Origin of the sequence: Paenibacillus campinasensis (assembly GCF_002272015.1) — a bacterium.
Taxonomy (GTDB): domain Bacteria; phylum Bacillota; class Bacilli; order Paenibacillales; family Paenibacillaceae; genus Paenibacillus_AQ; species Paenibacillus_AQ campinasensis.
This window is the reverse complement of sequence record NZ_NPBY01000063.1, coordinates 50,751-75,783: the sequence shown is the minus strand read 5'-3', so window position 1 is coordinate 75,783 and position 25,033 is coordinate 50,751. Positions and strand designations below refer to the sequence as shown.

Sequence of the window (25,033 nt, the reverse complement as noted above, 5' to 3'; positions counted from 1 at the left end):
ATTATGGAGTACATCGACATTGAAAAAGAGCAAATTCCGTATCGCTTTGATATTTCGATTGCAGACGAAGTGTTCACGTTTGAGGTCCATTACAACGCTGAATATGATTTTTTTACGGTGGATCTTGAGCGAGATGGCGATGTGCTGGCGGTCGGGGAAAAGCTGGTATACGGCATGCCTCTGTTTTATGACGTCATGGATAACCGGTTCCCGAAGCTGCCTATCGTACCTTATGACGAATCCGAACTAAGCACGGCTGTGACTTGGGAGACACTTGGAACAAGCGTCTTTTTATATGTGATTGAAGGTGAGGACGATGAATAATTTTGGTCGGGTGGCCGAAGTCATGACCGAAAACATAAAGTTCTCCATGGATGACTTCAACATCGAGGCGACCATCCCGTTCGACAACGACACGCTGCCAAATGAGGCAGAAATTAAGATATGGAACCTTTCGAGCGATACCCTGAACAATATCAAGCGCGGCAAAGTGCTGATGATGAACGCCGGCTACCGGGATGATTCGGGGGTCGTGCTTCACGGCTATATCTCCAGCGTAAAGACGCAGCGGGACGGCGTGGACAAAATTACGGTCATCAACGTGCTTGACTCAGAGGACCTTTCGAAACGGGTTGTGAAAGAGATTGCCTACGCCAAGAATACGCTTGCCAGCCACATCATTAAGGAAATGGCCCGGTACATCGGCCTGCCGGTGGCTCAGATGCACCTCAACCAGGATTACCGGTACCAGGACGGATATACGGCCAAAGGGCCGGTAACCGAGATCATATCCAAGGTGGCAAAGGACTGCGGCACGTCCGTTTACATCAATAAAGGCAAGCTTTATGTGCGCAGCCTTCGCAGAGGCGGGGATAGCGTCTTCAATCTGACCAAGAAGACCGGGTTGATTGAATCCCCTGAGTATTTCGAGGATGGGGGTACCAAAGGGTATAACCTTAAATCCCAGCTACAGTACCGAATCACGACTGCCTCGGTTATCGACTTGGAAAGCGAACAGTTTAGCGGAAGGCTGCACGTCCGAAGCGGCAGTCATCGCATTAGCCGGACAGGGGACTTCTCAACGGAAATGGAGGCATTGTTATGAGCAAAGTGGATGCAGCAGGTACATTATCGAGGCTTATCGAGGGGTTCGTCAATCGCGCAATGTCCGGGGTACATGTGGCGATCCCGTGCCGGGTGGTGTCGTTTGACGAATCCACCTGTCGGGCAGATGTACAGCCCCTGGTCCGCACTGGCGACGATGCCCCGGCCGTCATTCAAAACGTTCCTGCCCTTGGCCGAAAACGGAGGATCGGACCGGAGATCGAGATCGAGAAGCCGTTTTATGAGAAGGGCGATGTGGTATATGTCGTTTGTGCGGATCGGGAAATCAAGAACACGTTAGGCGGCCAAGTGGCAGCGCCGGACAGCGCCCGCATGCACGACATCAATGACGCCGTCATCGTGGGGGTGTTCGTATGATATCGCTTAAAGTGGATCAAAGTGGAGACCTTGTTTTTGCTGGCGGCGAAATGGTAACAATCGAAGGCCCCGAGGAATTGGCGCAATGCTGCCGGCTGGGGATCGGGACGAACAAAAATGAATGGTTTCTGAATCCGGATATGGGAATCAACTTCAAACTGTTTCTTGGTAAAGAGATCGACGAGGCACAGATGCGCGATGAGCTGACGGCCGGATTGCTGCAGGAGAGCCGCATTCAATCGGTCGAAAATGTGGAGTTTACGATCAATCGTAAATCTCGAACGATGCTGGTCACCTTCACTGCGACCGGAATCAATGGCGAAACCATACAAGAGGGGGTGGAAATCGGTGCTGGATAGAACCGGATTCAAGCGGAGGCGATTCCAAGACTTGTATGACGAAATCGAAGACAAGGCCAAAGAAGCCTTCGGGGAAAATATTAATACATCTGAACGTTCGCCGCTGGGAATCATCCTGCGGCTTTTTGCATGGTTTTTGGCGATGATCTGGGGAGTGGCTGAGGATGTATACAACAGTGCCTATAAGAACACCGCCGAGGGAAACAACCTGGACAGGCTTGGACCCTATTCGGGAGTGACGCGAATCTTAGAGCAATGGGCGACCGGGTCCGTCGTCATTTCGGGAACGCCAGGCAGGACCGAGGAAGCGGGATTTCAGGTAGCGACAGAGACCGGCGTTTATTTTGAAACAATCGAACCTTTCACCCTTGGAGCTGACGGCAAGGCTACAGTTAAAGTCGAGGCAATGGCGCCGGGCTCTCAGGGGAATGTAGCTGCCGGCTCCATAACGATTATCGTGAATCCAAACCCTGATATCACAGCCGTTACGAACCCGGAGCGTACCCAAGGCGGTCGGGAGAAGGAAACCGATGCCGAATTCCGGGACCGGATGGATCAAGCCGTAGCTGGCGGCGGAGCGGCTTCGGTCGATGCGATTCGAGGGGCTTTGTTGCGGCTTGAAAGTGTTAGAGCAGCTACAGTCATTCCAAACTTTACAACGCAGTTGGACAGCGCCGGTCGGCCGCCAAAGTCGTATCAGGCGTACGTGCTTGGGGGAGATAATCAAGCCATCGCCAAATCGATCTTTGATAAAGGCGCGGCCGGCATTGAATCGTATGGTGACATTTCTGTGGAGGTCATGGACCTGGGAGGCTACCCGCATATCGTCAAATTTAGCCGGGCGCAGGAAGTCGCCTTGCAAATCCAGGTAGATGTCACCAAAAACGACAGCTATCCGGTAGACGGTGATGATTTAATCCGATCGGCCTTGGTCCGGTACGTTGGTGGCGAAGATGGCGGCAGCTATTACAACGGTCTGAATATGGGCGCCCAAGTGGTTTATACACGCTTGATCAGCGCCGTCTACAGTGTAACAGGGGTTGAGGACGTTGTTATCAAGGTTGGTACGAGCGGAGTGTTAGGGACTGAGAACGTTCATATCGAGCCGTTTCAAGTGGCTCAGGTGAAGGCTGAGGACATCGAGGTGACAAGCCATGTTTAGCTTAAAGGACATGATGCGGCGCTTTGCCGACGCCTACAACAAAGACCCGCAAAGCAACCTTGGGAAGCTCATCGGCATTCTTTACGGTCAACTGCGGCAGGTGAACGACACCCTTGAGCGCGTACGGGACTGGCGGTCCATTGACGAGGCTCAAGGCACTACGTTGGACCGGATCGGGGAAAACATCGTGCAGACAAGGGGGGCATCAACGGACGAGGTATACCGGGTTCTTCTGAAATCAAAAATTGCCCGAAACTTGTCCAAAACAGATGTAAATACGATCATTCAGGTCCTATCCCTTGCGCTGGATTGTCCATATTCGGATATCCGCATTGTCCCTAAATTTAATGATCCGGCGGAGCCGGAGCCGGCTGCTATATCGCTTATCAAGGTACCCACCAAACGCCTTAACGAGGTCGGGATGTCGCCTTTGCAGTTCGGACAGATCATTCAAAAAACGGTGGCCGCGGGTGTCCGGGTTGCTCAAATCGAGTTGACCGGGACGTTTCAGTTTTCTTCACAGTATGACCAGCTAGAAACCGGGCCAACTGGATTTGCAGATGAAGAAATGACAACCGGCGGAACCTTGGGAGAGGTTTATGTCCCGGGCGATGATTATCCATTACCGATATAGGAGGGATTAGCTTGGCATTCGATAAGAAGGCACCAACATGGGGCGCACCCGGCGTGGAGCCTCCCGAATCAAAGAAACAGGAAGGTTGGCAAGTGAACGACAAGCCGCCTGCCGCATGGTGGAACTGGTTCATGAATTTAACCTCGGAGGCACTTAAAGAGCTGCAAGAAAAGGCGGCGGAACAGGCGTGGGTCCAGGAGCAAATAAATGCGATTGATGTCGATATCCAAGATGCTTCATTGACGCAAAAAGGTATCGTGCAGCTGTCCAATGCCACGAACGGGACGCGGGAGAATGTGGCCGCAACCGAGAAGGCAGTAAAGGATGCCTATGACCGGGGGAGCGCAGGCGTTAACGCTGCAGCTGCTGCACAAGCAAAGGCTGACGCGGCAGAGACCCCGGCAGGAGCGCAAGCAAAGGCGAACGCCGCTGAGGCTAATGCGAAGAATTACGTTAACTTGAATGCGGTTAGGGTAATGGGAGGGTTGGCAATAGGTAGCGACCTAAATAATGTAGTGACATCAGGCTTTTATCAACTGCTAGCAGCATCCAATTATACTAACGTCCCCTCAAATATGGATTGGAGTATTTTAGAGGTAGCCGTATCTGGTTCTTATGTAATCCAGACGCTCACTTCAGTAACTTCTCAATTGAGAATGTTTAGGACTCGTACAGAATTTTCAAACGGATGGTCTACATGGCGAAAAATACTGCAACAGTCTGATTATGATGCGCTTTTTCAATCTGTCGCTAACGGGAAACAGGCGATCGCTACCGCCATTAGCGGCAAAGGAGTTGCGGCATCAGGTAGCGATGAATTTGCGGTATTGGCAAACAAGATATCGCAGATTAAAACAGAAACGCCATCGGGCTCTGTTTACGTTGATTTTTCTCAACAGGACTATATGGTATGGGCAAATACGACACAACGTTATAAAATTGCTGACATCCCCGCGGGTGTTAAGATGATAAGTTTTGAATATGTAAGTAGCACTATTGATGGTATATATCTAAAAGTTGAACAACCACTGAGCGCTTACGTTTCCATCCTTAATGTAGTGTTAAGAGATGCCAACGGCATGGAGCTAGAGGTCCTTAATGAGAGCAGAAGCACATACGGCGGTAGATATTTTCCGAGATTTTTACTTAATCTTGTGACTAATAAACGAACATATTCATCTGTAGCTGATAATGTATTTCCACGACCTAACCCTAACATGAACAGATTTGATATCTCGACAACGGGTTTTGATAGGTCGAGACCGATGGTGCTTGAAATAAAGGCTCAAAACCCGTCACCTAATGACAATACAATGCGCGTAACTCATATGGTGCAAGGGACTGTGTCCTATGCGTAAAGAGAGGAGATAGCGAAATGGGTATTTATGTTATTTGTCAAGAAAATTCGAATGCCGTTCGAGCAGCAATTACCAATGTCCAACCTGAACAAATGGTGCCTGAGGGCATTCAAACTGAAGAGGAGAGCATACCTCGACCGGAAGATATACCAGGTCTGTCTCCAGTGTTGATGTTAAATAAAGAGAACAACACTCTTTATTACGACTACATCGCACCGGATAGCGTGTTATCGAGATTACAAAAGGCTAATGCTGAATTAAACCTGACAATAGGTAATTTAGTCTTGGAGAGCGCCAACGACAAGGCGACAATATCATCCCTTGAGGATACCGTAGGCAGTCTTTTGCTCGAAGTCGCTGCACTGAAAGGAGGTGCAGAGTAAATGTGGTATCCGATCGTCAAGCGATATTATGACAACCAACATCCGTTATACACTGATGACAGCCTGAAAACTTTTGTCGTGGCCAAGATGATCACGCCGGAGGAATACCAGCAAATCACCGGAATCAAATATGTAGCGTAGCGCGCCGAAAGGCGTATTTTTTATGCCCTTGGAGTGGTCCGAGGGCTCTTTTTTATCCGAATAGAGACAGGGGGAAGAAGGGTGGACTGGAGCGTGCTTACGACCATTATCGCCGCATTGGCAGGTATCAGCGGTATCTTGCTAGGCTGGCACGGTAAGACCAAATCTTACAGGGACGAGGTCGCCAAAGAAGCAACAGCGGACGCGTCGCTTCAAACGGATGTGTCTTACATTAAGACAGGTATTGTTGATATCCGTGTGGATATACGAGAGATCGGAAAACGAATGGACGGGCTGTCCGAACGAATCACGCGCGTCGAAGAATCCGCAAAGCAAGCCCATAAGCGACTGGATAAGCTCGAAGATAAATAAGAAAGGAAGATTATAAATGACAAGCAAATGGTTTAAAGCGGCAGGTATCCGGGCAATTAAGACAGCAGCTCAGACGGCAATCGGTGTGATCGGTGCTACCACAGTATTTAACGAGGTTGATTGGTATGTGGTGGGCGGCACAGTTTTGCTGGCGACTATCACCAGCTTTTTGACGAGCTTGGCAGGTCTACCGGAGGTGACGTCCAATGAAAATAGTATGGATTGACCCAGGCCACGGCGGGAAGGACCCTGGAGCGGTCGCGAATAGTCTGCGGGAAAAGGATATCGCCCTGATAGTATCCCTGGGCGTCAAACAGCGCCTGGAGGCCGAATACGAAGGCGTGCAGGTACATCTATCCCGTTCAACGGATGTATTCCTTGAGCTCAAAGAGCGGACTGAGGCGGCCAACAAAGCCGGCGCAGATCTCCTCGTCTCCATCCATTGCAATGCCGGCGGCGGAGCTGGCGGGTTTGAGTCCTTCCGATATACAGGAGTTTCGGCAGCCTCGCGGTCGCTTCAAAACGTTCTGCATACCGAGATCATGGCGGCGATCAAGACGTTTGGCGTGATCGATCGGGGGCAGAAGGCTGCGAATCTCCACATGTGCCGCGAAAGCAAAATGCCAGCAGTCTTGACCGAAAACCTGTTTATTGATGTGGCATCGGATGCCGCGAAGCTGAAGCGTCAGGAAGTCATTGAGGCTTTGATCGCCGGCCATGTCTCCGGGATCGCCAAGTATCTGGGACTTAAGCGGAAGGAGGGTAAGCCGATGACCAAAGAAAGGGATATCAACGTTGTCAGCTCGTGGGCTGCGCCGGCGTGGGAAGCAGCTACAAAGAATGGGTATTTCGATGGAACGCGTCCAGGCGCACCAATTACCCGTGAGGAAGCGGCCGTTCTCATTATGCGGTTGGAAAATAAGAAGTAACCAAAGACCCTGCTGGCTATTCGCTGGCAGGGTCTTTATGTTTCTCAAAACAAAGAGGTTTATACGCTGTCTTATCCAAAACGGAGTACGTTAAAGACATCAGCGTCCAAACCTCTAATTAGTCGTCCAAAATTGTCATTAGAAAAAAATAACAGACCCCGAGAACAAGGATCCCACGCTTTCGCGCTGCCGCACATTTGCGACCTTGTTTTTACCTCGCGCATGTCTGTATTCACATTATAACACAGATTTTTCTTTTGTAAACATCCTAATCCACCTATGTTCATTTTGAAGATCCCTGAACGAATTTGGAAACACCTTCAGACCATAAGCATGATAATTACCATTAGAGTTATAAATAAATGGTCTGAGTGCTTCTATATAGGAATCCTCTGTTAATCCATATTGATTCGGCTCTAAAGCTTTATACAAAGAACTCACAACAGCATCTGCTAATTGTAGGTTTTTTGATTGAGACTTCCCAAGGTTTTTCCATGTCTTAAAAACCCCTTGCCTAATCTGGCTTTTTCCCTTAGAAAGAGTTTCTGTGATATATTCATTTAACTCAGAATAGGATGTACTGGATCTATTTTCGAATATTAAATGCGCTTCCCCTTGCAAGTCATCTACCATCCAAGAGATCCTTTCGAGGAGGTACCTTGTACAGTAATTATATAGGTATCGTTTCTTTCTTAGAAAACTATCTTCGGGGATCTTCTGTTTATCAAAAGCTACATAACAAACTCTAAACCCTGAATTAGAGGTCAGTGAATTAATGATGAAACTTCTCTTTTCATGGGAGAAGTCAATAAAGTGTAGAGGTTTATTATTCTTCCAATTGAATTTAAGTTTTATAGCATCCACGGTTTTTGAGATCGGTAGATCGCTAGCTTTATGTGTGATCAGAGCTCCGATGATAAACCATCGACTACTAACCCATTTACCATCCTTTATCGAAAATCCTTCATCCCCTGATTCATCGATATAAACGTTAAAAGTATATTTCGCCATACGCTCCCCCGTAATTTTAGATGAGTATATTGTACTACTAAAGCAGGAAAATATTAACGGAACATATGATCCTTTTCTATTTATTCCTTACAACACCATACATATTATTTCAAATTTCGTTTATAATACAAACAAATGTTCCTATAGGAGGCGGGCGGAATGAAAAAATACATCGGCGAGGTTATTGAACTCATTTACGTGGACCGCAAAGACACGATCACTCAGCGTAAAATTAGGCTGCAGGGGATCCGAAATAATTTGATTCGTGCCACATGCCTAAATACTAATCAGCCAAGAGTGTTCCGAATGGATAATGTATTATCCTGGGCGCCGGCAAAGGGGGCGGCGGGAAAAGATGCTTCCTGATTTGGAGCGTAAATTACATCGGATTCTGGTCAATTTCCCTGGGCCACAAAATCGCCACCAGATGCCCGGTTTTAAGCTGCTTGGGATCAAGACTGGACGAAGAAAGCAAGAAATAATCAAGGGGCTCAAGTATTTAGAAGACCAGGGCTATATCATTTGGCCTGACAAATCCACGGCTGAGGGGATTGTGGTATTGAAGTTTGACTGTGACCCTGCCCCCAAGAAGAGCCTGAGCAGGAATATTAATTATTGGACGTATTAAAAAGACCCTTACCGGAAAGGCGGGTCTTTTTTTCATTAGATTGATGATAAAAGTTCGTTCTTCTTGGCTTGGTACTCTTCTTCAGTTAGAATCTTTTTCTCGTAAAGCTCCTTTAATTTTTCGAGTTTGGCGAATACATCATTTTCCGACGGCTTAACTTGGTTGGTACCGGCCCGTTGCTCAATACGTTCCCGAATTAGTTTGGATATGTATTGTGATTCTTCGTACTTCATTTGGTCTATAGTTGCTTCGTTACCCGCCACATTGATTTTTATTTTGCCCAGTAGCAGTGGAGGGACCTTTTCATTCTCGATCGAAGTAATTTTGCTGTAATGGAAGTCCTCGAATTTAGAACCTCCAAATGTAATTTTATTGATCAATATAACCCTGCTATCCGTAGCCACAATACTCCCAGTTACCTTGCTATACCGACCGCGTGCAATCGCAATGATCTTTTCTTCAGGTAGCAAGAATTTGCTTAGTTCTTTGATTTCGGCTTTTTTGCCCAGCTTGTTACCATATTCCAATAGTTCGACTTGTTTCTGGATTTCTTCAACACTCGGCATCGATAAACACCCCCGTACTTTTAAAGCCATTTTATCAGTAACAGGTAAATGTTTCTACATATAACTAAAGGAAATACCCCGACCCATTCAATTAAGTCGGGGAAGTAAATGTTAGTCATAGTCGTGACCATATTCTGACCATATTTATAACTGAACTAATCTGAGTGTATCCGAATAAGACCATTAAAATAGCTGATATAACCAACGTATCCTATATAATAGGAGGCAAAATTATACAGAAATGATCTTTCCGCTCCTGCAAGCCGTCCTTGATGCGGACGGCAGGGTGCTGGTCGCGGCTCCCCGTAGAGATGTCGTACTGGAGCTGGCGCCGCGACTAGCGAAAGCTTTCCCCAGCGAGACCGTCGTTACGCTGTATGGCGGGAGCCCGGACAGGTGGAAGGAGGGGCGCATTACGCTTGCCACGACCCATCAGCTGCTACGTTTTCGCAGGGCGTTCGATCTGGTGGTGATCGATGAGATTGACGCTTTTCCGTATCACAACAACCCCATGCTGGATTATGCGGCAACGGGAGCGGTCAAGCCTGGAGGGAAGTACATTCTCTTGTCCGCTACGCCGCCAGCCAGGCTGCAGCGACAGGCGGCGGCAGGAAGGCTGCCGCATGCCAAGGTGCCGGCGCGGTTCCATGGTCATCCGCTGCCGGTGCCGGAACGGATGCAGATGATGACGCTTGCCCAGTGCCTGCAGAAGCAGCGACTTCCGTCGGCGCTGTTGAACCGGCTCAGGTCCTCGCTGGGACGGGGAGCGCAGGTCTTTCTGTTTGTGTCGCGGATTAAGCATATCGAGCCGATGCTTCGGCTTTTGCAGCAGGCGCTGCCTGGGACACCTGTTGACGGTACGTCCTCCGTGGATCCTATGCGGGCGGAGAAGGTGATGTCGTTCCGCAACCGCGACATTCGTGTGCTGGTCACCACGACGATCCTTGAGCGCGGCGTAACGGTACCGAAAAGCGATGTGTTTATCGTGGACGCCGATAGCGAGCTGTTCGACGAGGCCGCGCTTATTCAAATGGCCGGACGTGCCGGACGATCGAAGGATGATCCGGCCGGGAGGGTGCTGTTTGCAGCCTCGCAGTGGACGCGAAGTCAACGTCTGGCTGTGCAGCAGATCAAGCAGATGAACCGGATTGCGAGTGCGGGAGGGTATCTCCGACATGGTGGTTCATGAAGAAGTTAACTTTTGAAGCCAGTAGAGGCGAATATCGGGCACCTACGCATCTGGCATTTAGTAGATATATGCGGTGCTTGAAAGTACATAACGGGGGGCTGTCCATATGTTTGGGCATGGTTTAGGCCAATTATTAAATCGAGTGCAAGAGTTGTTGGGGCCATCCGATCCAAGCTGCTTGACCTGCGGCAGGCGCACCCGGCTGACTCGTGAACTGCCGGGTATATGTCCGGCTTGTTTCAGAATGATACCTTGGATCACGAGCATTCGCTGTTTCCAATGCGGAAGGGCCATCGGTTGTCCCGATTGCAGCCGGCCAGGGGCAGATGAAAGGGCCTTTGTCCTGAATCGAAGTGCCGTTATGTATAACGGGCCGATGCGGGAGTGGCTGGCCCAATATAAGTACCGGGGAAATGAACGCTACGCGGAGCTGCTGGGAGAGATGATCGTTCGTCCGTATGTTCAATTAGAGCAGGACTTGCGCGTGGTATTAGGCAATTCGGAGACTTCCGGCATTCATTCGGCGGATCGGCTGATCCATGCGGTTACGTCCGTCCCTGTCAGCGAGGCGAGGCTTCAGGAGCGGGGGTTTAATCAAGCCGAAGTGCTGGCAGAGCTGCTGGCAGGCAAGGTGAAGCTGCCGTATGTCGGTCTTCTACGGCGCGTACGGCACACCGATAAACAGAGCTTCAAGAACCGCATGGCGCGATTGAAGGATATGGGGAGCGCGTTTGACAGGGATCCGAATGCTTGTATGAGATTGTCTCAAATTGCGGAACGGGCAAGGGGGAAGCGAAGGGCCCCGTTACGAATTTTGCTGATTGATGATATTTATACGACCGGCAGTACGGCGGATGCCTGTGCTCATGTGCTGCAGTCCTATGAAACGGAACTGGATATGCCGATTGAGGTCTACTGCTTGACTTGGGCACGATCTTAGGAAACAGATGAAGTGAAGAGAAATTCTATGAATTTGCCGCGCAAGCCAATAGACGTGGCAGGCAATATCATGTAATCTAGGAGTATTAAAGGTTTCATACGTAAGCGGAGGTCGTTGAGCATGAATCTTGGGAATTGCCCTCGTTGCGGCAAATTATATGCCTTGAATTTTCGTGATATGTGTCAGGATTGCTTGAAAGAAATTGAGAAAGAATATGAGAAATGCGCGACCTATTTAAGAGAACAGAAGGGTGCCACGATCCATGAGGTATCGGAAGCCACGGAGGTTTCTGTCCGGCAGATTACGAAGTTTATTAAAGAAGGCCGAATATCGATAGCGAATGCGCCGAACATGGCGTATCCTTGCGAAGTGTGCGGAACGCTGATCCGTGAGAGCAACATGTGCGACTCCTGCAGATCACGGTTGACACGGGAGCTTAGGCAAGCGGCGGAGAACGAGAACGAGGATCGAAAGTCCGGGTCCGGCAAGGAGAAGGAGACTTATCGAGCCATTGATAAACTGCGGAAAAACTAACTTTTGAACTATTAACTATGTTTCAATCCGGACCGATAAACTTAGTAAAGCTTATCGGTCCTTTAATTTAAGCGAGGTGATTTGAGAATGAAGATCAACGAATCGGGACGCCTGAACGGCATCAATTCGTATCAGCGGAATATAGAATCGAGAGAAGCACAGCATATCGATAAGAAGCAGCGCCGGAAGGATGAAGTGTCCATCTCCATGAAGGCAATGGAACTGAATGCACAGAGCAAGGTTCAGGATCCGGAACGCGCTGAGAAGGTTCAACGTTTGAAGGAGGAAGTGGAGAGCGGGACGTACCAGGTGCCTGCCGAACGACTGGCAGATAAATTGCTTCCTTATTTTCAACCCTATAACAAATCGGGTGAATCCAAGTGAGCGTTAGGTCCATTATCGATTGTATGAGACGGCAGATTGAGCTGCACGAGCAGCTGATCGAAGCGGGGAAAGACAAGAGACAAGCCATCATGGTGAATGATGTGGAACGTCTGACAGCAGTCATAACCAGGGAGAACCGCCTGCTGAAGCAGGTGGCGGAAACGGAAGCGCTGCGACAAGGCGCCGCTGATAACTTTTTACGTGAAAAGGGCATCCGCTCCCAGCTTCAGCTGACGGTTACTGAATTGACTCGACTTGTATTTAACCCGGAAGAGAAGGATGAGCTGCTGGCCGTGCAGCGTGAATTGACGGATCGGCTCTTGGAACTGAAGGAATTGAACAACAGCAATCGGGATTTGATTGAGCAGTCCTTGGACTTTATTGATTACAGCTTGAACTTGCTGGTTAGCAACCCCGATGATGACATGCTTTACCGACATCCTAACCAGCCGAACACGACAGGCAAGGGCCATAGCATGTTTGATACCAGGGCATAAGAAGAAAGGAACGTATACGATGAGATCTACATTTCATTTGCTTGAAGTCGGAAAACGGGGCTTGATTGCACAACAGGCAGCCATTAATACGTCCGGTCACAACGTAACCAATGCCAACACACCGGGTTATTCCCGGCAGACCACACGTCTTGTTGCTTCCAATCCGATCGCGTTTCCCGGAATGCAGCGTTCTCAGGCAGCGGGGCAGCTCGGCATGGGTGTTGAGGCGGAGAGTATCACGCGTGTGCGCGACTATCTGCTCGATATTGAATATCGGAACCAGAATACGAATTTGGCGACATGGGCTGTTCAACAAGAGACGCTGCGAAATATTGAAGGGATCTTTAATGAACCTTCGGAGAGCAGTTTAAGTAATAACATTGCAGAGTTTTGGACGGCTTGGCAAACACTGAGTAAAAATCCGAGTGATGCCGATTTATCAGCGCGCATGGCTGTCCAGCAGAAGGCTATTGCTTTGACAGAAACATTTAATCATATATACTCCCAGCTGGATACGCTGCGCAACAACCTGACGGCTCGGATCGACACCAAGATCATGGAAGCGAACAATTACATCGACCAGATTTCAGAGTTGACCCAGAGTATTAAACGTATCGAGGGCCTTGGCGATAACGCCAATGACTTGCGGGACAAGCGGGACTTGCTTGTTGACCAGCTATCGGCCCTGGGCAATGTGGTCGTAACGGAAACCGATGATATTTATCAGGTTACGTTTGGAGGTCAGCTTGTTATTGATGATATGGCATCCACTCCAGTTACTGCAGCGATCGCAGCTACGTTGACAGGCGGCGAGATTGCGGGCTATGTAACCTCTCGCGATGTACACGTGGAGACTTACATTAACCAGCTCAACATCATGGCAAATACGCTTGCAACCGGAAGAGTGGAGGTAACCCTTCCGGCGGGTACGATATTGCCTCCAGGAGTTACGATTCCGAACGCTGTCATGGATGCGAACAATCCGCGTATGTTGGCTCAGAATACGCCGTATACGGTAGATGGCCTTAACGGACTGCACAAGCTGGGTTATACATTAAGCGAGCCTGCAACCGCTGGAGGGGACTTCTTTGTATCGGCGGATGGAACACCGATTACCGCGGGAAACATTAGGTTAAGTTCTACGATTCAGGGGGACTTGAAGAACATTGCCGCTTCGTTGCGGACAGAGATGAAGACCAATCCGGATGGAACGACGTCGGAAGTTGTTCTGAAAGGAAATGGCGGAATGGCTCTGCTGATTGCCGGCTTGTCCGAGCTCTCGTTCAGCTTTAACCCGAATAATAACAACGGCGCTTTGACCAATATTTCAAATTTCGAGGGTTATTTGCAGTCAATTGTCTCAAAATTAGGCTCGGACAGCGTGAACGCCCGGAATATGATGGAAAATGGCGATCTGCTCGTACAGCATGCGGACACGCTTCGGATGTCGATTAGCAGCGTGTCTCTAGATGAAGAAATGTCGGATCTTATTCGCTTCCAGCATGCATATACTGCGTCTGCGCGGGTGGTTACTACAATCGATGAGATGCTGGATAAACTGATCAACAGCACCGGCATCGTCGGCAGATAGGAGGAATGAATGATGCGAATTACGCAATCTATGATGACTAGTAACATGATGGGCGGTCTGCAGGGCAATTACAAGCGGCTTGACAAATATCAGGAGCAGATGATGACCCAGCGCCGTATCAATCGTCCTTCCGACGATCCGGTCGGAGTTGCAGGTGCGCTGCAATACCGGAGTCAGATTACGGCCACAACTCAATTTGAACAAAACGCAGAAGATGCGAATTCTTGGCTCAAGTATGGGGACACCGTGTTGATGGAAACAACTCAGATTATCCAACGCTTGGCTGAATTGGCGGTTCAAGGCTCGACGGAGACGACCCCTGCTGATGCTCGAGTTAATATTGCAGCAGAAGTGGAGCAATTGTATAATCAGTTGGTTTCCCTTGGTAATGCTCAGTTTAAAGGGAAGTATATTTTCAATGGGGAGCGAACGGATCAACGACCGTTTCCGGATGACCCTACTCAAACTCCTTATGATCTGGACAAAGGAGTTGTTATGTACCAGGTAGGGGCTGGCATTACGTTCCCAGTGAATACGCTTGGAGAAGAAGTTTTCGGGGCTTTTGGAGATCCGTCAGGGATCTTTGTGGTCGTGGATAATTTTAGGCAGGCATTACTTGCCGATGATACTGCAGGCATTTCAGCCGCTATACCTGCCCTTCAGAAGAACCTGGAGACTACAATCATAGCGCAGGCAGAAATTGGCGGAAGGCAAAATCGCCTGGAATTTACACTTAGTCGACTCGGCGATCTCAATATAAACTATATGGACCTTCAGTCCAAAGTAGAGGACGCGGATATCTCTAAAGTGATTATTGAGCTTAAAACTGCGGAAAGCATCTATCAGGCTTCACTCGATACCATGGCCCGGATTATCAGGCCTAGTTTAGTGGATTTTCTAAGATAGGGGGGAGTTACTTATGAATATCCCCCGCATTCAAATTCAGCAGGGATTTTCTCGGTTGGGTATTGAAACAACGAAGGGTCTGCATAGCATAGAACAGCCCCGACCTTCGCTCAATATGAAACAGCATCGCGGCGTCCTAGAAATGGAGCAGACGATGCCCGGACTCGAGATCGATTCAAGAAAAGCCTGGTCTGCACTCGGTAAACCGAGATTTGAAGAGATGACTGATCGGATTGCTCAATCCTCCCTTCAAATTTCCATGCATAACATTGCTGAGATTGCCCGTAATGGAGATAGAATGATGGCTTTTCAAGAAGGTGGAAATGTCTTTGCTGAGATTGCTAGAGACAATGTGTTTAAGGATCGGCCTAGGGTTGAATTATCGGGAGAGCCGGGATATGACAATGTAGATATTACATTTATCCCTGGACAAGCACATATCACTTATCGTCCTGGTGGCGTTACGTTCAATCCGGAAACCTATAAACCCGTCATTGATTATTACCCCGGTAAAGTGAATCCGTATTTAATCCAGAAAAATTTTATATTTATGTCTGCCGCGGGCAAACAATTGGATGCGGTTGTCTGATGGCAGATATACAATAGCTATAATGATTTTAATGCATTATAGCTATTGTTTTTTAATTAAGGAGGAAGGATGTCATGATGGTCAACACGAAAAGATTTGGGCTCGTAGAAATTAACGAGGATCAAGTTATAACATTTATTGGACCGGTACTAGGCTTTGAGAACTTAAAGAAGTATGCCTTTGTTTCAACTGGAGAGGATCGCCAACCCTTTGAATTTTTGCAAGCAATCGAGGATGAGAATTTGACATTCATCGTAACAGATCCGTTTGTCTTCTTTAAGGACTATGAATTTCAGCTTGATAAACATTGGACTGAGGCTTTGGATGTACATCGTGAAGAGGACATTCAAGTCATGGTTATTGTCACGGTGCGTTCACCTGAGGATATTACTTGTAATTTGAGAGCCCCTATTGTGATTAACCGGACAAAAAGAGTAGCAGCTCAAGTCATTTTGGAGCAAGGAAGTTACCCGACAAAGCAACCTTTACTTGGAGGGAAGAAGGGAGCTGATGCCGATGTTAATCCTGTCTCGAAATAAAGGTCAAAAAATAATGATCAATGACAATATTGTTCTTACCGTTATTGATATTAATGGGGATCAGGTCAGGATTGGCATTGAAGCACCTTCAAATATATCGATTTACCGAGAAGAGATATACGAAGCCATCAAACTGCAGAATCAAAATGCCGTTGATTTCAATGATAATGTTGAAGATATCCTTCACGAAATTGTCGCCAAGAAAAACAATAAAAAAATATAAAAAAATCATATAGAGCTATAAACATTAAGGTAACTCGACCGATAAATATATTAAGGATCGCGCGACATGGTATGGACGGCCGAATGCCATAGTCCCGATCACTAAGGGTGAAGCAAGGATGCTCATCACTAACATATTCCAAGGAGGAATTTTATCATGCGTATTAACCACAATATCAGCTCTTACAACACACAGCGTCAACTGACTTTCAACAACACTCAACAAGGCAAATCCCTTGAGAAATTGTCTTCCGGTTACCGTATCAACCGTGCCGCTGACGATGCTGCTGGCTTGGCGATTTCCGAGAAAATGCGTAACCAAATTCGTGGTCTGGAGCAAGCCAACCGTAACGCATTGGATGGCATTTCCCTGATTCAGACCGCTGAAGGTGCATTGAACGAAACTCACGCAATGCTTCAACGTATGGCCGAGCTGTACACGCAAGCAGCGAACGAAGTGTTGACAGATACAGACGCTCAAAAGATTGACGCTGAAATTTCTCAGCTGAGTGAGCAAATCGACTCTATTGCTACACAAACGAAATTCAACACGAAAGAACTGATCAGCGGTACTGTTGCTGGCGAGACATTGACTTTCCAAGTTGGTGCAAACAACGGTGACACCATTACTCTAACACTCGCTGCTGCTGATGGAGCTGCTCTTAGCCTGGATAACCTCACAGCTCTTGATGGCACCAACGCTACTGCTGCTGGTAACCTGGATATCGTTCAAGCTGCAATCGACACAGTTTCCGCGATCCGTTCTGATCTTGGTGCTGTACAAAACCGTCTGGAGCACACAATCAACAACCTCGGAACAACTGCCGAGAACCTGCAAGCTGCTGAATCCCGGATTCGTGACGTTGATATGGCTAAAGAAATGTCCGAATTCACGAAAAACAATATTCTTCAACAAGCTGCGACTGCAATGTTGGCTCAAGCCAATCAGCAACCTCAAGGTGTGCTTCAATTGCTTCGTTAATTTTTATCGCAGCTCATGGAAGCCGGCCGGATTATCCGGTCGGCTTTTTTTACAATGAATATTAAGGGAGTTGCAGTGGATGCGAGTTAATCCAATAAATGAACCCGTGACTTCATCCCATGACTTCAATGTAGGTACTGCTAAGGCACAAGGGGAAGCGGATAGACATAATGATATGACATCAAATCCTAGTCTCTCATTAGGAGACAAATACTTTAATGAACTGATAGAGAAGACCAACAAAAAGCTTGCTTCGCAAGGTACTCATTTGCAGCTGTCTGTTCATGACATGAGCCGTCAAATTGTAGTGAAGGTCGTTGATACGGAAACGGATGAAGTCATCAGGGAGATACCGCCTGAGAAGTTCATAGACCTTGTTTATAATCTTTGCAGACAGGTTGGTCTGATCGTAGATGAAAAGGGATAAACTCAGGAGGTGTGAACAATGATATCACCTATTCGGTTTGGAGGTATCGCCTCGGGGCTAGATACAGATATGCTAGTTAGCCAGCTGATGACTGCAGAAAGAATGCCTCTAAACAAATTAAATCAACAAAAACAGAAGTTGGCATGGAAACGAGAAGCTTACCAGGAAATGAACACCCAACTGACTGCTCTTCGCACGCTAACGGATAAGCTCAGGTTCACTACATCATTTAACAAACAGGCAGCCTCAAGCAGTAATGAATCCGTTATTAAGGCTACATCATCTTCGAATGCTGTTAGTGGAAGCTATAGCATCCAAGTGAATAGCCTGGCTTCGTCAGCACTTGTAACCGGGGACACAACGAATATCAATTTAAAAGATAAAATAGGGGTCTCCTCTGAACAAACGTTCACAATTACCGGTCCTAAGGGCGACATCGAGATTAAAGTGACTCCCGATTCGACATATGAATCTGTTATGAAGCAAGTAAACGCAGCGAATACAGGCGTTAACCTTAGCTTTGACAGCATTAACAAGCGTTTTATGGCGACAACAACTTCTACCGGTGAGTCGGCAGTTCTGAAGGTGGATGATCCTGACGGTGTTCTTCAAAATTTCTTTAAGCTGGATTCAGCCTCTTTTCCCCAGACCGGAAGTAACGCATCAGTTACTATAAACGGAACAACCATGGAGCTGGAGAATAACTCCTTTGAGTTTAATGGCGTACGTTTTGATATTCAAGGAGTGTCGACTTCGGCGGTGTCCGTTACGGTGTCGCAGGATACCCAAAATATTGCCTCCGTCATTAAGGAATTTGTTGAGCAGTATAATGCTCTTGTAGATTCAATTAATGGAGCAACAAAGGCAGTGCCGAATCGGAGCTATGCTCCGCTCACGAGTGAGCAAAAAGAAGGTATGACTGAAAAGCAAATTGAACTCTGGGAATCGAAGGCCAAGACTGGACTTTTATACCGTGATAGTATCTTACAGGAAACACTGACATCTCTTCGGGGGATGCTTCTCCAAAGTGTAGAGGGTCTGCCAGAGGAATTTAATAGTTTGTCGGATATAGGAATCACATTTAAGAAGTTTGTCCCAGGCATGACAGGCGAGTTAGGAAAGCTGGAGTTGGACGAGCAGAAACTCCAAGATGCTATCACGAATAATCCGGAAGCGGTTATGAATCTATTTACCAAGACCACCAGCTTGAAACCGGGCGAGCAGGGTTATGTTGAAGAGGCAGGCTACGGGGACAGGCTCTATAACGCGTTGAATACGAGCATCAATAAAATCATCAAGCAAATCGGTACAACGACGATATCTGACAGTGCGGACAGCAGTATATTCGGTCAACAATTCAGAGATCTTAACAGCAGAATTGACACACTGGAAAACCGCCTTAAGGCCGTGGAGGAACGTTACTATAAGCAGTTTACAGCCATGGAGAAAACATTGCACAAACTAAATTCTCAAGCAAGCTGGATTGCACAGCAGTTAGGCCAATAGTATCGAAATGCCGCCTATTTATGATGGAAACTTACGTTAATAAGGAGAGGTTAACAAATGATGGCACCGACACCCAATTATCAACAACAGTATCTAAAAGCGAAGGTAGAAACCGCTAGCCCCGGTGATTTAACACTCCTGTTATACGAAGAGTTGCATCGTAAATTAAATATGGCAAGGGTACTCTATGAGAAGGGGCAATTTCCAGAAATGATGGATCGGTTGCATGGGGCTCGCTCAATACTGTATGAGTTCATAGCAACACTAAACTTCGAATATGAAATCTCTCATCAATTAAGGCAGCTATATGATTATTATATTCGAAGAATAGGGGATTTTGCAGTGAATAAGGATATCTCTATTCTTGATGAAGTCATTGAGTTTGCGAGAGAGTATACCGATACTTGGAGACAAGCATTGGCCCAAGTCAAAAGTGCTAAAGGTAAATCATGAACCGAGAAGAGATCTTAGAGCAATTGCAGAGCAAATATTCGGAAATTGTAAAGTGCAATCAAATTACCCTCTACTACGAACTTGAGAAGGAAATAGATTCATGTTATGAAGTGCTCCAATCCTCGAGCCAAGATGCCTACAGTGAGAAGGAGCTTAATTTGCTGCAAGAAGTAGCCAGTCTTCATCAAACCATTGTTGGCATGATGGAAGTGAAGAAACAGCAGATGACGAAATTGAATCAACTAGCAAAGGACAATTATGCCCGGACAGCCGTCACAGAGTCATATTTCTTTGATAAACAATCATAAAAGGAGGAGAGTTATGAATAAGAAGTCAATAGCTTTATTGCTTCTTTCCTTTGTTCTGCTTATAAGCGGTGTGCCTGTGCAGCCTGCATCAGCCAGTTCTGCAAGCTATGTCACAGCTACAAAAAGCTTAAATCCATCAAGTATTCTTGTAGGAGGAGAAACTGAAGTTACGTTAAATATTCAGGGAACGCCTCCCGTCAATGTAGTGAAACCGAACGATGTCTTACTGGTCATCGACCGTTCCGGAAGTATGGGAACGGAGAAGATGAACGCTGCTAAATCGGCAGCAAAAGGATTTATTGATTTGATGGATCTGACCCAGCATAGAGTAGGTATTGTTGACTATAGCTCGGATGTAAGATCCTATGACTTAACCACAGATGCAGCGGGTGCCAAGAGCTATATCGATACTTTGTTTGCTAATGGCGGAACGGCTACAGGGGATGCCATTAACGTCTCGACAGAACTGCTTGCTAATCATCGGGATGAAGCACAGCCAGTTATTGTCTTATTGACTGACGGTGAAGCGACAGGTACTGGTGATGGACTGAATGCATTCGATTACGCGCTAAAGAAAGCTAACGAAGCGAAGGACGCGGGGATTGTATTCTATACAATCGCTTTATTAAATGTCGGAGACAATCCGGATAATAGTGCGCCGAATAATTTACTTAAGAACATGGCAACAACTTCTCATCACCATCATTTTGTGCTGGGATCCGTTGGCTTGAGCGCTATTTATGAGGCCATCGTTCAAGAGATTGGTCTTGCCAGCGCGTATGACGTCGTAGTTAAGGATGTTGTGGCTCCTGGCTTTGAGATTGTCCCAGATTCTTATCTCAATAATATTCCAAAACCCGAAGTTGTAGGTAATACGTTAACATGGCGATTCCTCGAGTTAAAGGACGATACCCTTACCTTTACTTACAGTATTCGACAGAAACCTGGAGGAAAGAACGGTACCTTTCCTGTAACAACCACCGAATCTGTGATTACTTATAAAGATTACACAGGATCTTCCAAAACATATAGAATTCCAACGGCAAATCTTGAGGTCACCTATTTGCCGCCTGTGATTGATAGTATTACGCCTGATAAAGGGTTGACTGCCGGTGGAGAGCCGGTAACCATTACAGGCGCCAATTTTAGGGCAAATGCAAAAGTGATGTTCGGAACTAAATTCGCGACAAATGTGGTTGTCGTAAATGAAAACGAGATCACTGCGACTACACCTGACGGAACACAAGGTATGACCCAGGTGAAGGTAATTAATGATGATTCCCAGTCGGACACCATCGATTTTGCTTATTATGCAATACCTGAAATCACAAGTATCACGCCGACAAATGGTCCAATATCAGGGAATACGAATGTAAAGATCTATGGTAAGAACTTCATGAACGGTGTTAAAGTTAAATTCGGAGATCGATATGTAACATCTCTAACCTACTACAACTCCGGGTATTTATATTTACAAACACCTGCAACAGATACTTGGGGAGCTGTAGACGTGGTTATAGAGAATCCGGACGGCACAACCACCGTGCTCGAGGATGGATTCTTTTATGATGAACCTCCTAAATTGACACTTACTGATGTTGCACCTAATGAAGGTCTTACGACTGGAGACGAGATCGTGGTGCTCACTGGAATGGAGTTTAAAGCAGGGGCCAAGGTTTTCTTTGGAGATATTGAGAGTCCTTCTGTGACGGTTAACTCAGCTTCAAGACTTACTGTTAAAACCCCGGTAGCGCCAGAAGGTACTGTGGATGTAAAAGTAGTAAATACGGATGGGGCCGAATCAGTTTTATCACAGGCGTTTACATTTTTACCTCCGCCGCCTCCGAACCCACCCCAAATTACTGCTGTGTCTCCAAACTCCGGTAGGTTGGATGAGTCTACGCTTGTATATGTAGATGGTAAAGACTTTGTTAGTGGAGCCGTCGTTTATTTTGATGAAAATGAAGTTTCAACTAGTTATCTTAGTGATACGAGACTTCGATTCAGAACACCGATTGGCAACGAAGTGAAGTCGGTAGCAATTAAAGTCGTCAATCCAGATGGGCAATCAGATGTTCTAGAGGATGCCTTTAGTTATCTCCCTCCTCCTGAGAAGCCCGATCCGGTCATTAACGGTGTAACGCCAGCGAACGGACCGATGGCAGGAGGAACTTTGATCTACGTTGACGGTGCAAATTATCAGCAGGGGATTCAATTATTTATGGTTCGTGATGGAGTAGAGACACCTCTTTCCGCTGATTATCTCAGCTCCTCTCGTCTCAGACTTCGCACCCCGGCCGTCAACGCGCCTGGAGCTGTCGATTTTAAGGTCGTCAATCCAGATATGAAAGAAGCAACGTTGTTATCAGCGTTTACTTATGATCCGCCACCTGTAATTCCGGCGCCAACAGTTTCTCTGATTTCTCCTTCTGTAGGAAATACGAAAGGTGGAAATATTGTTGAGATAACAGGAGAGAACTTCCAAAGAAATGCAACGGTTAGCTTTGGGGGTTATACAGTAGGATTGCATACGTTTGTAAGCGACACGAAAATCCGGGTAAGAGCACCAGAAGTAACAACAGCTGGAATTGTTGATGTTACAGTGACCAATCCAGATGGTCAGTTTTTTACCGTCAACAATGGGTATACTTTTGAGGAGTTACAGCCTATCATTACCAATGTAAGTCCTTCTAATGGTCCGCTTGCGGGTGGTACGCTAGTATACGTTGATGGCATGTATCTTGAGCCTTCTTTAACCGTTACGTTTAATGGTAATGTTATAAATTATGATTATTTGAGTGCAACTAGAGTTCGATTTAGAACTCCAGCAGGTACAGCACCAGGCCCTGTTGATATCGTGATTACCAATCCAAACGGTAACTCGGCAACTTCACAGTTTACTTATGACGCACCACCTCCAGTTCCTGCACCTACACTGCGGGCACTTTCACCTACCAGCGGTCCTGTCAATGGAGGTACGCTGCTGTATGTAGATGGTTCTAATTTTGTCAGTGGGGCAAAAGTTCATATTGACGGTGTTGAATATTCTGCCGATCTGCTTAGTGCAACTAGACTCAGACTACGCACTCCTAGAGCAAATGCGCCTGGTGCAGTCGAGGTAAGAGTCGTTAATCCTGATGGTCAGCAATCCGGAGCTCTATATTTCGAATATAGATGATGGAAATAGTAATTGATTGGGAAAAGGGTGCTCGTAGAGCGCCCTTTTTTCATATCAGAGAGTCAGCAATGTTTCACTTCCCGCCCCTTGGGTTAATAATATGACAGACATACTCGTTCATTTTTTTGTCTATTGCTGCCGAATTCTGGTGTCGAAGACCTATAGACAATTTCCGACGTTTTTTTTGACGGAAAAAACTGTCTCCGGGGCGATTGACACTGGATAACGCGGGGTGCTATAGTCGGAAATGTGGACGGACAAATTACTGTCACACTTTATTTGACAATGAAGGGAATGTTAGTGCATGCAAGGTAAAGTTAAATGGTTCAACGCAGAAAAAGGTTATGGCTTCATCGAAACTGAAGATGGCGGCGACGTTTTCGTACACTTCTCCGCAATCCAGTCTGAAGGCTTCAAGACCCTGGAAGAAGGACAGTCCGTTGAATTTGAAATCGTTGAAGGAGCACGTGGCCCGCAAGCAGCTAACGTAATCAAATTATAATCATCCCGGCACAGCCGACCTACATAAACATGGTATAGATGGTTAGCAATTGAGGATTCGCTAGCGAGAGACCCTGATTCGTCAGGGTCTTTTTCTGTTTTTTGTAAGCGGTGTCGCGGCGGATGCCCGTCCCGTGTGCGACCGGGGTTCCGCTCACAGCCAGCTCATCGCACACGAATACGAATGATGCCGCCAAGCCACGATTCCTTAGCCGGCCACAAGAGGCGAGTATCCATAACAATGACGCAATCTTTCCACGGCAATCCCCCAATATTTTCCTTTCCATATTATGTGCGAAAATTCACAAAACTGCCTTTTACACAGCATTAACAAAATGGTATAATAAGGTTGCAAAGGAGGAGTGCCCTATGCAATTCAGTATTCGAGGTCAACAAATTGAAGTGACCGAAGCTTTGAAGGACTATGTTGACAAGAAGCTCAGCAGACTTGAGAAGTACTTTGATGCACCCCCCGCCTCAGAAGGATACGTTACCCTTAGTGTCATTCGAGGATTGCACACAGTGGAAGTGACGATTCCGCTCCCAGGCGTGGTTCTGCGCGCGGAACATCGAAGCGATGATATGTATGCTTCCATTGACGCTGTTGTGGACAAGTTGGAACGTCAGATTCGCAAACACAAGACGAAGCTGAACCGTAAGTTCCGTCAGGAAGGCAGTCTGAAAATGCTGATTGCCGAGAATGACCAGGCCGCAGGGAACGCTGTTCATGAGGACGAACATGAAGAGGACCAGTATCAGGTCGTCCGCACGAAGCGTTTTGCCATGAAGCCGATGGATGTGGAAGAAGCTATTTTACAAATGAACTTGGTTGGACATGACTTTTTCGTTTTCTCCAACATTGACACCAAGGAAGTGAATGTCGTCTACAAGCGTGATGACGGCAAGTATGGACTGATTGAGCAAGGCTAAGCCAAGTGCTGCTAGCTCCCCGCTAGTTGCTATCCATCTGCATGGCCAAGCCGCAGGCTCCATACGCAAGCGACGATAGATTTACCATGACATGAGACTGCAGGATGAGCCTTCACCCGAATGCCGGGTGGGGCTCTTTATTTGAGTTGTAGGATGCGCTTGAGGGCGCTCAGAACAGCCCGCCTGGAAGCAGCAGAAAAATATGGTGTCTCCCGGCTTCGCAACTTTTCATATAATTAAGGCGTCTTAAAGAAGAAGAGAAAATGCCGCTATCTCACTCTTGAAGTAACCCTAATGTTGCGGCATCACATACAAACTGTTACAATTTATGC

At 47.0% G+C, this 25,033-nt stretch carries 33 protein-coding genes and 1 pseudogene; 32 read left to right on the top strand and 2 right to left on the bottom strand.

Annotated features, from left to right (window positions below):
- The first annotated feature begins 3 nt into the window (after positions 1–3).
- The 12 genes from CHH67_RS19740 to CHH67_RS19685 all read left to right on the top strand — a co-directional run bounded on the left by CHH67_RS19740 (position 4) and on the right by CHH67_RS19685 (position 6,820).
- Complete coding sequence (locus CHH67_RS19740) at positions 4–324, top strand: phage baseplate plug family protein (RefSeq protein ID WP_095267072.1); 321 nt, start codon at positions 4–6, stop codon at positions 322–324.
- Entirely contained in the window at positions 317–1,105 is a 789-nt protein-coding gene (locus CHH67_RS19735) for a phage protein (RefSeq protein ID WP_095267071.1), read from the top strand. The genes CHH67_RS19740 and CHH67_RS19735 overlap by 8 nt, the downstream gene beginning before the upstream one ends.
- Positions 1,102–1,482, top strand: a complete 381-nt coding sequence (locus tag CHH67_RS19730) for a Gp138 family membrane-puncturing spike protein (protein ID WP_095267070.1) — start codon at positions 1,102–1,104, stop codon at positions 1,480–1,482. Before CHH67_RS19735 ends, CHH67_RS19730 begins: the two co-directional genes overlap by 4 nt.
- The gene (locus tag CHH67_RS19725) at positions 1,479–1,841 is read left to right on the top strand and encodes a DUF2634 domain-containing protein (protein ID WP_095267069.1); all 363 of its coding nucleotides are present in this window, start codon (positions 1,479–1,481) and stop codon (positions 1,839–1,841) included. The genes CHH67_RS19730 and CHH67_RS19725 overlap by 4 nt, the downstream gene beginning before the upstream one ends.
- Positions 1,831–3,003, top strand: a complete 1,173-nt coding sequence (locus tag CHH67_RS19720) for a baseplate J/gp47 family protein (protein WP_095267068.1) — start codon at positions 1,831–1,833, stop codon at positions 3,001–3,003. Before CHH67_RS19725 ends, CHH67_RS19720 begins: the two co-directional genes overlap by 11 nt.
- Positions 2,996–3,637, top strand: coding sequence for a hypothetical protein (locus CHH67_RS19715; RefSeq protein ID WP_095267067.1), 642 nt, complete (start codon positions 2,996–2,998; stop codon positions 3,635–3,637). Before CHH67_RS19720 ends, CHH67_RS19715 begins: the two co-directional genes overlap by 8 nt.
- Before the next feature lie 11 nt (positions 3,638–3,648).
- A complete protein-coding gene (locus CHH67_RS26850; protein ID WP_244908264.1) occupies positions 3,649–4,995 on the top strand; it encodes a pyocin knob domain-containing protein in 1,347 nt (448 codons plus the stop codon).
- Positions 4,996–5,012: 17 nt separating this feature from the next.
- The gene (locus CHH67_RS19705; protein ID WP_095267066.1) at positions 5,013–5,378 is read left to right on the top strand and encodes a hypothetical protein; all 366 of its coding nucleotides are present in this window, start codon (positions 5,013–5,015) and stop codon (positions 5,376–5,378) included.
- A complete protein-coding gene (locus CHH67_RS19700; RefSeq protein ID WP_095267065.1) occupies positions 5,379–5,519 on the top strand; it encodes an XkdX family protein in 141 nt (46 codons plus the stop codon).
- Positions 5,520–5,600: 81 nt separating this feature from the next.
- A complete protein-coding gene (locus CHH67_RS19695; protein ID WP_095267064.1) occupies positions 5,601–5,891 on the top strand; it encodes a hypothetical protein in 291 nt (96 codons plus the stop codon).
- A gap of 16 nt (positions 5,892–5,907) precedes the next feature.
- Positions 5,908–6,117 carry a holin gene (locus CHH67_RS19690; protein ID WP_095267063.1) on the top strand — a complete coding sequence of 70 codons (210 nt, stop codon included), beginning with the start codon at positions 5,908–5,910 and terminating at the stop codon, positions 6,115–6,117.
- Positions 6,098–6,820, top strand: coding sequence for an N-acetylmuramoyl-L-alanine amidase (locus CHH67_RS19685; RefSeq protein WP_095267062.1), 723 nt, complete (start codon positions 6,098–6,100; stop codon positions 6,818–6,820). The genes CHH67_RS19690 and CHH67_RS19685 overlap by 20 nt, the downstream gene beginning before the upstream one ends.
- Before the next feature lie 237 nt (positions 6,821–7,057).
- Here CHH67_RS19685 and CHH67_RS19680 read toward each other — a convergent pair whose 3' ends face one another.
- Complete coding sequence (locus tag CHH67_RS19680; RefSeq protein WP_095267061.1) at positions 7,058–7,831, bottom strand: DUF3800 domain-containing protein; 774 nt, start codon at positions 7,829–7,831, stop codon at positions 7,058–7,060.
- Between the two features lie 159 nt (positions 7,832–7,990).
- Between CHH67_RS19680 and CHH67_RS19675 the strand changes: the two genes are divergently transcribed.
- Together CHH67_RS19675 and CHH67_RS19670 are read left to right on the top strand one after the other, a co-directional pair.
- A complete protein-coding gene (locus CHH67_RS19675; protein WP_095267060.1) occupies positions 7,991–8,197 on the top strand; it encodes a hypothetical protein in 207 nt (68 codons plus the stop codon).
- Entirely contained in the window at positions 8,187–8,459 is a 273-nt protein-coding gene (locus tag CHH67_RS19670; protein ID WP_095267059.1) for a hypothetical protein, read from the top strand. Before CHH67_RS19675 ends, CHH67_RS19670 begins: the two co-directional genes overlap by 11 nt.
- Before the next feature lie 35 nt (positions 8,460–8,494).
- Here the strand turns inward: CHH67_RS19670 and CHH67_RS19665 are convergent, their stop codons facing one another.
- On the bottom strand, positions 8,495–9,025 hold the full coding sequence (locus tag CHH67_RS19665; protein ID WP_179292177.1) for a PH domain-containing protein: 531 nt from the start codon (positions 9,023–9,025) through the stop codon (positions 8,495–8,497).
- Between the two features lie 235 nt (positions 9,026–9,260).
- Between CHH67_RS19665 and CHH67_RS19660 the strand changes: the two are divergent.
- From CHH67_RS19660 to hpf, 18 genes and pseudogenes are all read left to right on the top strand, one after another.
- Positions 9,261–10,214: pseudogene (locus tag CHH67_RS19660) on the top strand (helicase-related protein); the annotation flags it as partial.
- Positions 10,215–10,575: 361 nt separating this feature from the next.
- Positions 10,576–11,154: a ComF family protein gene (locus CHH67_RS19655; RefSeq protein ID WP_244908263.1), complete on the top strand. Its 579-nt coding sequence runs from the start codon at positions 10,576–10,578 to the stop codon at positions 11,152–11,154.
- A 120-nt stretch (positions 11,155–11,274) separates the two neighbouring features.
- On the top strand, positions 11,275–11,688 hold the full coding sequence (locus tag CHH67_RS19650; RefSeq protein ID WP_095267055.1) for a TIGR03826 family flagellar region protein: 414 nt from the start codon (positions 11,275–11,277) through the stop codon (positions 11,686–11,688).
- Between the two features lie 87 nt (positions 11,689–11,775).
- Positions 11,776–12,072 (top strand): flagellar biosynthesis anti-sigma factor FlgM, encoded by a 297-nt coding sequence (flgM, locus tag CHH67_RS19645; protein ID WP_095267053.1) that lies wholly within the window; start codon positions 11,776–11,778, stop codon positions 12,070–12,072.
- Positions 12,069–12,569 carry a flagellar protein FlgN gene (locus CHH67_RS19640; RefSeq protein WP_095267052.1) on the top strand — a complete coding sequence of 167 codons (501 nt, stop codon included), beginning with the start codon at positions 12,069–12,071 and terminating at the stop codon, positions 12,567–12,569. Before flgM ends, CHH67_RS19640 begins: the two co-directional genes overlap by 4 nt.
- A 19-nt stretch (positions 12,570–12,588) precedes the next feature.
- Positions 12,589–14,160, top strand: a complete 1,572-nt coding sequence (flgK, locus tag CHH67_RS19635) for a flagellar hook-associated protein FlgK (protein ID WP_095267051.1) — start codon at positions 12,589–12,591, stop codon at positions 14,158–14,160.
- Positions 14,161–14,169: 9 nt separating this feature from the next.
- Entirely contained in the window at positions 14,170–15,066 is an 897-nt protein-coding gene (gene flgL / locus CHH67_RS19630; protein WP_244908262.1) for a flagellar hook-associated protein FlgL, read from the top strand.
- A gap of 13 nt (positions 15,067–15,079) precedes the next feature.
- The gene (locus CHH67_RS19625) at positions 15,080–15,655 is read left to right on the top strand and encodes a DUF6470 family protein (RefSeq protein ID WP_095267048.1); all 576 of its coding nucleotides are present in this window, start codon (positions 15,080–15,082) and stop codon (positions 15,653–15,655) included.
- Positions 15,656–15,729: 74 nt separating this feature from the next.
- On the top strand, positions 15,730–16,194 hold the full coding sequence (gene fliW / locus CHH67_RS19620; protein WP_095267046.1) for a flagellar assembly protein FliW: 465 nt from the start codon (positions 15,730–15,732) through the stop codon (positions 16,192–16,194).
- A gap of 13 nt (positions 16,195–16,207) precedes the next feature.
- Complete coding sequence (locus tag CHH67_RS19615) at positions 16,208–16,417, top strand: carbon storage regulator (RefSeq protein ID WP_342351964.1); 210 nt, start codon at positions 16,208–16,210, stop codon at positions 16,415–16,417.
- 156 nt (positions 16,418–16,573) lie between these two features.
- Positions 16,574–17,398, top strand: a complete 825-nt coding sequence (locus CHH67_RS19610) for a flagellin N-terminal helical domain-containing protein (RefSeq protein ID WP_095267042.1) — start codon at positions 16,574–16,576, stop codon at positions 17,396–17,398.
- A 79-nt stretch (positions 17,399–17,477) separates the two neighbouring features.
- Entirely contained in the window at positions 17,478–17,825 is a 348-nt protein-coding gene (locus CHH67_RS19605; RefSeq protein ID WP_095267041.1) for a flagellar protein FlaG, read from the top strand.
- An 18-nt stretch (positions 17,826–17,843) separates the two neighbouring features.
- Positions 17,844–19,331, top strand: coding sequence for a flagellar filament capping protein FliD (fliD, locus tag CHH67_RS19600; RefSeq protein WP_095267039.1), 1,488 nt, complete (start codon positions 17,844–17,846; stop codon positions 19,329–19,331).
- 57 nt (positions 19,332–19,388) lie between these two features.
- The gene (fliS, locus tag CHH67_RS19595; protein ID WP_244908261.1) at positions 19,389–19,784 is read left to right on the top strand and encodes a flagellar export chaperone FliS; all 396 of its coding nucleotides are present in this window, start codon (positions 19,389–19,391) and stop codon (positions 19,782–19,784) included.
- Positions 19,781–20,092, top strand: a complete 312-nt coding sequence (locus CHH67_RS19590) for a hypothetical protein (RefSeq protein ID WP_095267038.1) — start codon at positions 19,781–19,783, stop codon at positions 20,090–20,092. Before fliS ends, CHH67_RS19590 begins: the two co-directional genes overlap by 4 nt.
- Positions 20,093–20,105: 13 nt before the next feature.
- Positions 20,106–23,270: an IPT/TIG domain-containing protein gene (locus CHH67_RS19585; protein WP_179292176.1), complete on the top strand. Its 3,165-nt coding sequence runs from the start codon at positions 20,106–20,108 to the stop codon at positions 23,268–23,270.
- A 304-nt stretch (positions 23,271–23,574) separates the two neighbouring features.
- Positions 23,575–23,772, top strand: a complete 198-nt coding sequence (locus CHH67_RS19580; RefSeq protein WP_009594275.1) for a cold shock domain-containing protein — start codon at positions 23,575–23,577, stop codon at positions 23,770–23,772.
- Between the two features lie 368 nt (positions 23,773–24,140).
- Positions 24,141–24,701, top strand: a complete 561-nt coding sequence (gene hpf, locus CHH67_RS19575) for a ribosome hibernation-promoting factor, HPF/YfiA family (RefSeq protein ID WP_095267035.1) — start codon at positions 24,141–24,143, stop codon at positions 24,699–24,701.
- Positions 24,702–25,033: the final 332 nt, after the last annotated feature.

Excerpts from the sequence above, each read along its gene's own strand:
- CHH67_RS19740 (WP_095267072.1), top strand. The coding sequence starts at position 4 with ATGGAGTACATCGACATTGAAAAAGAGCAAATTCCGTATCGCTTTGAT.
- CHH67_RS19735 (WP_095267071.1), top strand. The coding sequence starts at position 317 with ATGAATAATTTTGGTCGGGTGGCCGAAGTCATGACCGAAAACATAAAG.
- CHH67_RS19730 (WP_095267070.1), top strand. The coding sequence starts at position 1,102 with ATGAGCAAAGTGGATGCAGCAGGTACATTATCGAGGCTTATCGAGGGG.
- CHH67_RS19725 (WP_095267069.1), top strand. The coding sequence starts at position 1,479 with ATGATATCGCTTAAAGTGGATCAAAGTGGAGACCTTGTTTTTGCTGGC.
- CHH67_RS19715 (WP_095267067.1), top strand. The coding sequence starts at position 2,996 with ATGTTTAGCTTAAAGGACATGATGCGGCGCTTTGCCGACGCCTACAAC.
- CHH67_RS19705 (WP_095267066.1), top strand. The coding sequence starts at position 5,013 with ATGGGTATTTATGTTATTTGTCAAGAAAATTCGAATGCCGTTCGAGCA.
- CHH67_RS19700 (WP_095267065.1), top strand. The coding sequence starts at position 5,379 with ATGTGGTATCCGATCGTCAAGCGATATTATGACAACCAACATCCGTTA.
- CHH67_RS19690 (WP_095267063.1), top strand. The coding sequence starts at position 5,908 with ATGACAAGCAAATGGTTTAAAGCGGCAGGTATCCGGGCAATTAAGACA.
- CHH67_RS19685 (WP_095267062.1), top strand. The coding sequence starts at position 6,098 with ATGAAAATAGTATGGATTGACCCAGGCCACGGCGGGAAGGACCCTGGA.
- CHH67_RS19680 (WP_095267061.1), bottom strand. The coding sequence starts at position 7,831 with ATGGCGAAATATACTTTTAACGTTTATATCGATGAATCAGGGGATGAA.
- CHH67_RS19675 (WP_095267060.1), top strand. The coding sequence starts at position 7,991 with ATGAAAAAATACATCGGCGAGGTTATTGAACTCATTTACGTGGACCGC.
- CHH67_RS19670 (WP_095267059.1), top strand. The coding sequence starts at position 8,187 with ATGCTTCCTGATTTGGAGCGTAAATTACATCGGATTCTGGTCAATTTC.
- CHH67_RS19665 (WP_179292177.1), bottom strand. The coding sequence starts at position 9,025 with ATGCCGAGTGTTGAAGAAATCCAGAAACAAGTCGAACTATTGGAATAT.
- CHH67_RS19655 (WP_244908263.1), top strand. The coding sequence starts at position 10,576 with ATGTATAACGGGCCGATGCGGGAGTGGCTGGCCCAATATAAGTACCGG.
- CHH67_RS19650 (WP_095267055.1), top strand. The coding sequence starts at position 11,275 with ATGAATCTTGGGAATTGCCCTCGTTGCGGCAAATTATATGCCTTGAAT.
- flgM (WP_095267053.1), top strand. The coding sequence starts at position 11,776 with ATGAAGATCAACGAATCGGGACGCCTGAACGGCATCAATTCGTATCAG.
- flgK (WP_095267051.1), top strand. The coding sequence starts at position 12,589 with ATGAGATCTACATTTCATTTGCTTGAAGTCGGAAAACGGGGCTTGATT.
- flgL (WP_244908262.1), top strand. The coding sequence starts at position 14,170 with ATGATGCGAATTACGCAATCTATGATGACTAGTAACATGATGGGCGGT.
- CHH67_RS19625 (WP_095267048.1), top strand. The coding sequence starts at position 15,080 with ATGAATATCCCCCGCATTCAAATTCAGCAGGGATTTTCTCGGTTGGGT.
- fliW (WP_095267046.1), top strand. The coding sequence starts at position 15,730 with ATGATGGTCAACACGAAAAGATTTGGGCTCGTAGAAATTAACGAGGAT.
- CHH67_RS19615 (WP_342351964.1), top strand. The coding sequence starts at position 16,208 with ATGATCAATGACAATATTGTTCTTACCGTTATTGATATTAATGGGGAT.
- CHH67_RS19610 (WP_095267042.1), top strand. The coding sequence starts at position 16,574 with ATGCGTATTAACCACAATATCAGCTCTTACAACACACAGCGTCAACTG.
- CHH67_RS19605 (WP_095267041.1), top strand. The coding sequence starts at position 17,478 with ATGCGAGTTAATCCAATAAATGAACCCGTGACTTCATCCCATGACTTC.
- fliD (WP_095267039.1), top strand. The coding sequence starts at position 17,844 with ATGATATCACCTATTCGGTTTGGAGGTATCGCCTCGGGGCTAGATACA.
- fliS (WP_244908261.1), top strand. The coding sequence starts at position 19,389 with ATGATGGCACCGACACCCAATTATCAACAACAGTATCTAAAAGCGAAG.
- CHH67_RS19590 (WP_095267038.1), top strand. The coding sequence starts at position 19,781 with ATGAACCGAGAAGAGATCTTAGAGCAATTGCAGAGCAAATATTCGGAA.
- CHH67_RS19585 (WP_179292176.1), top strand. The coding sequence starts at position 20,106 with ATGAATAAGAAGTCAATAGCTTTATTGCTTCTTTCCTTTGTTCTGCTT.
- CHH67_RS19580 (WP_009594275.1), top strand. The coding sequence starts at position 23,575 with ATGCAAGGTAAAGTTAAATGGTTCAACGCAGAAAAAGGTTATGGCTTC.
- hpf (WP_095267035.1), top strand. The coding sequence starts at position 24,141 with ATGCAATTCAGTATTCGAGGTCAACAAATTGAAGTGACCGAAGCTTTG.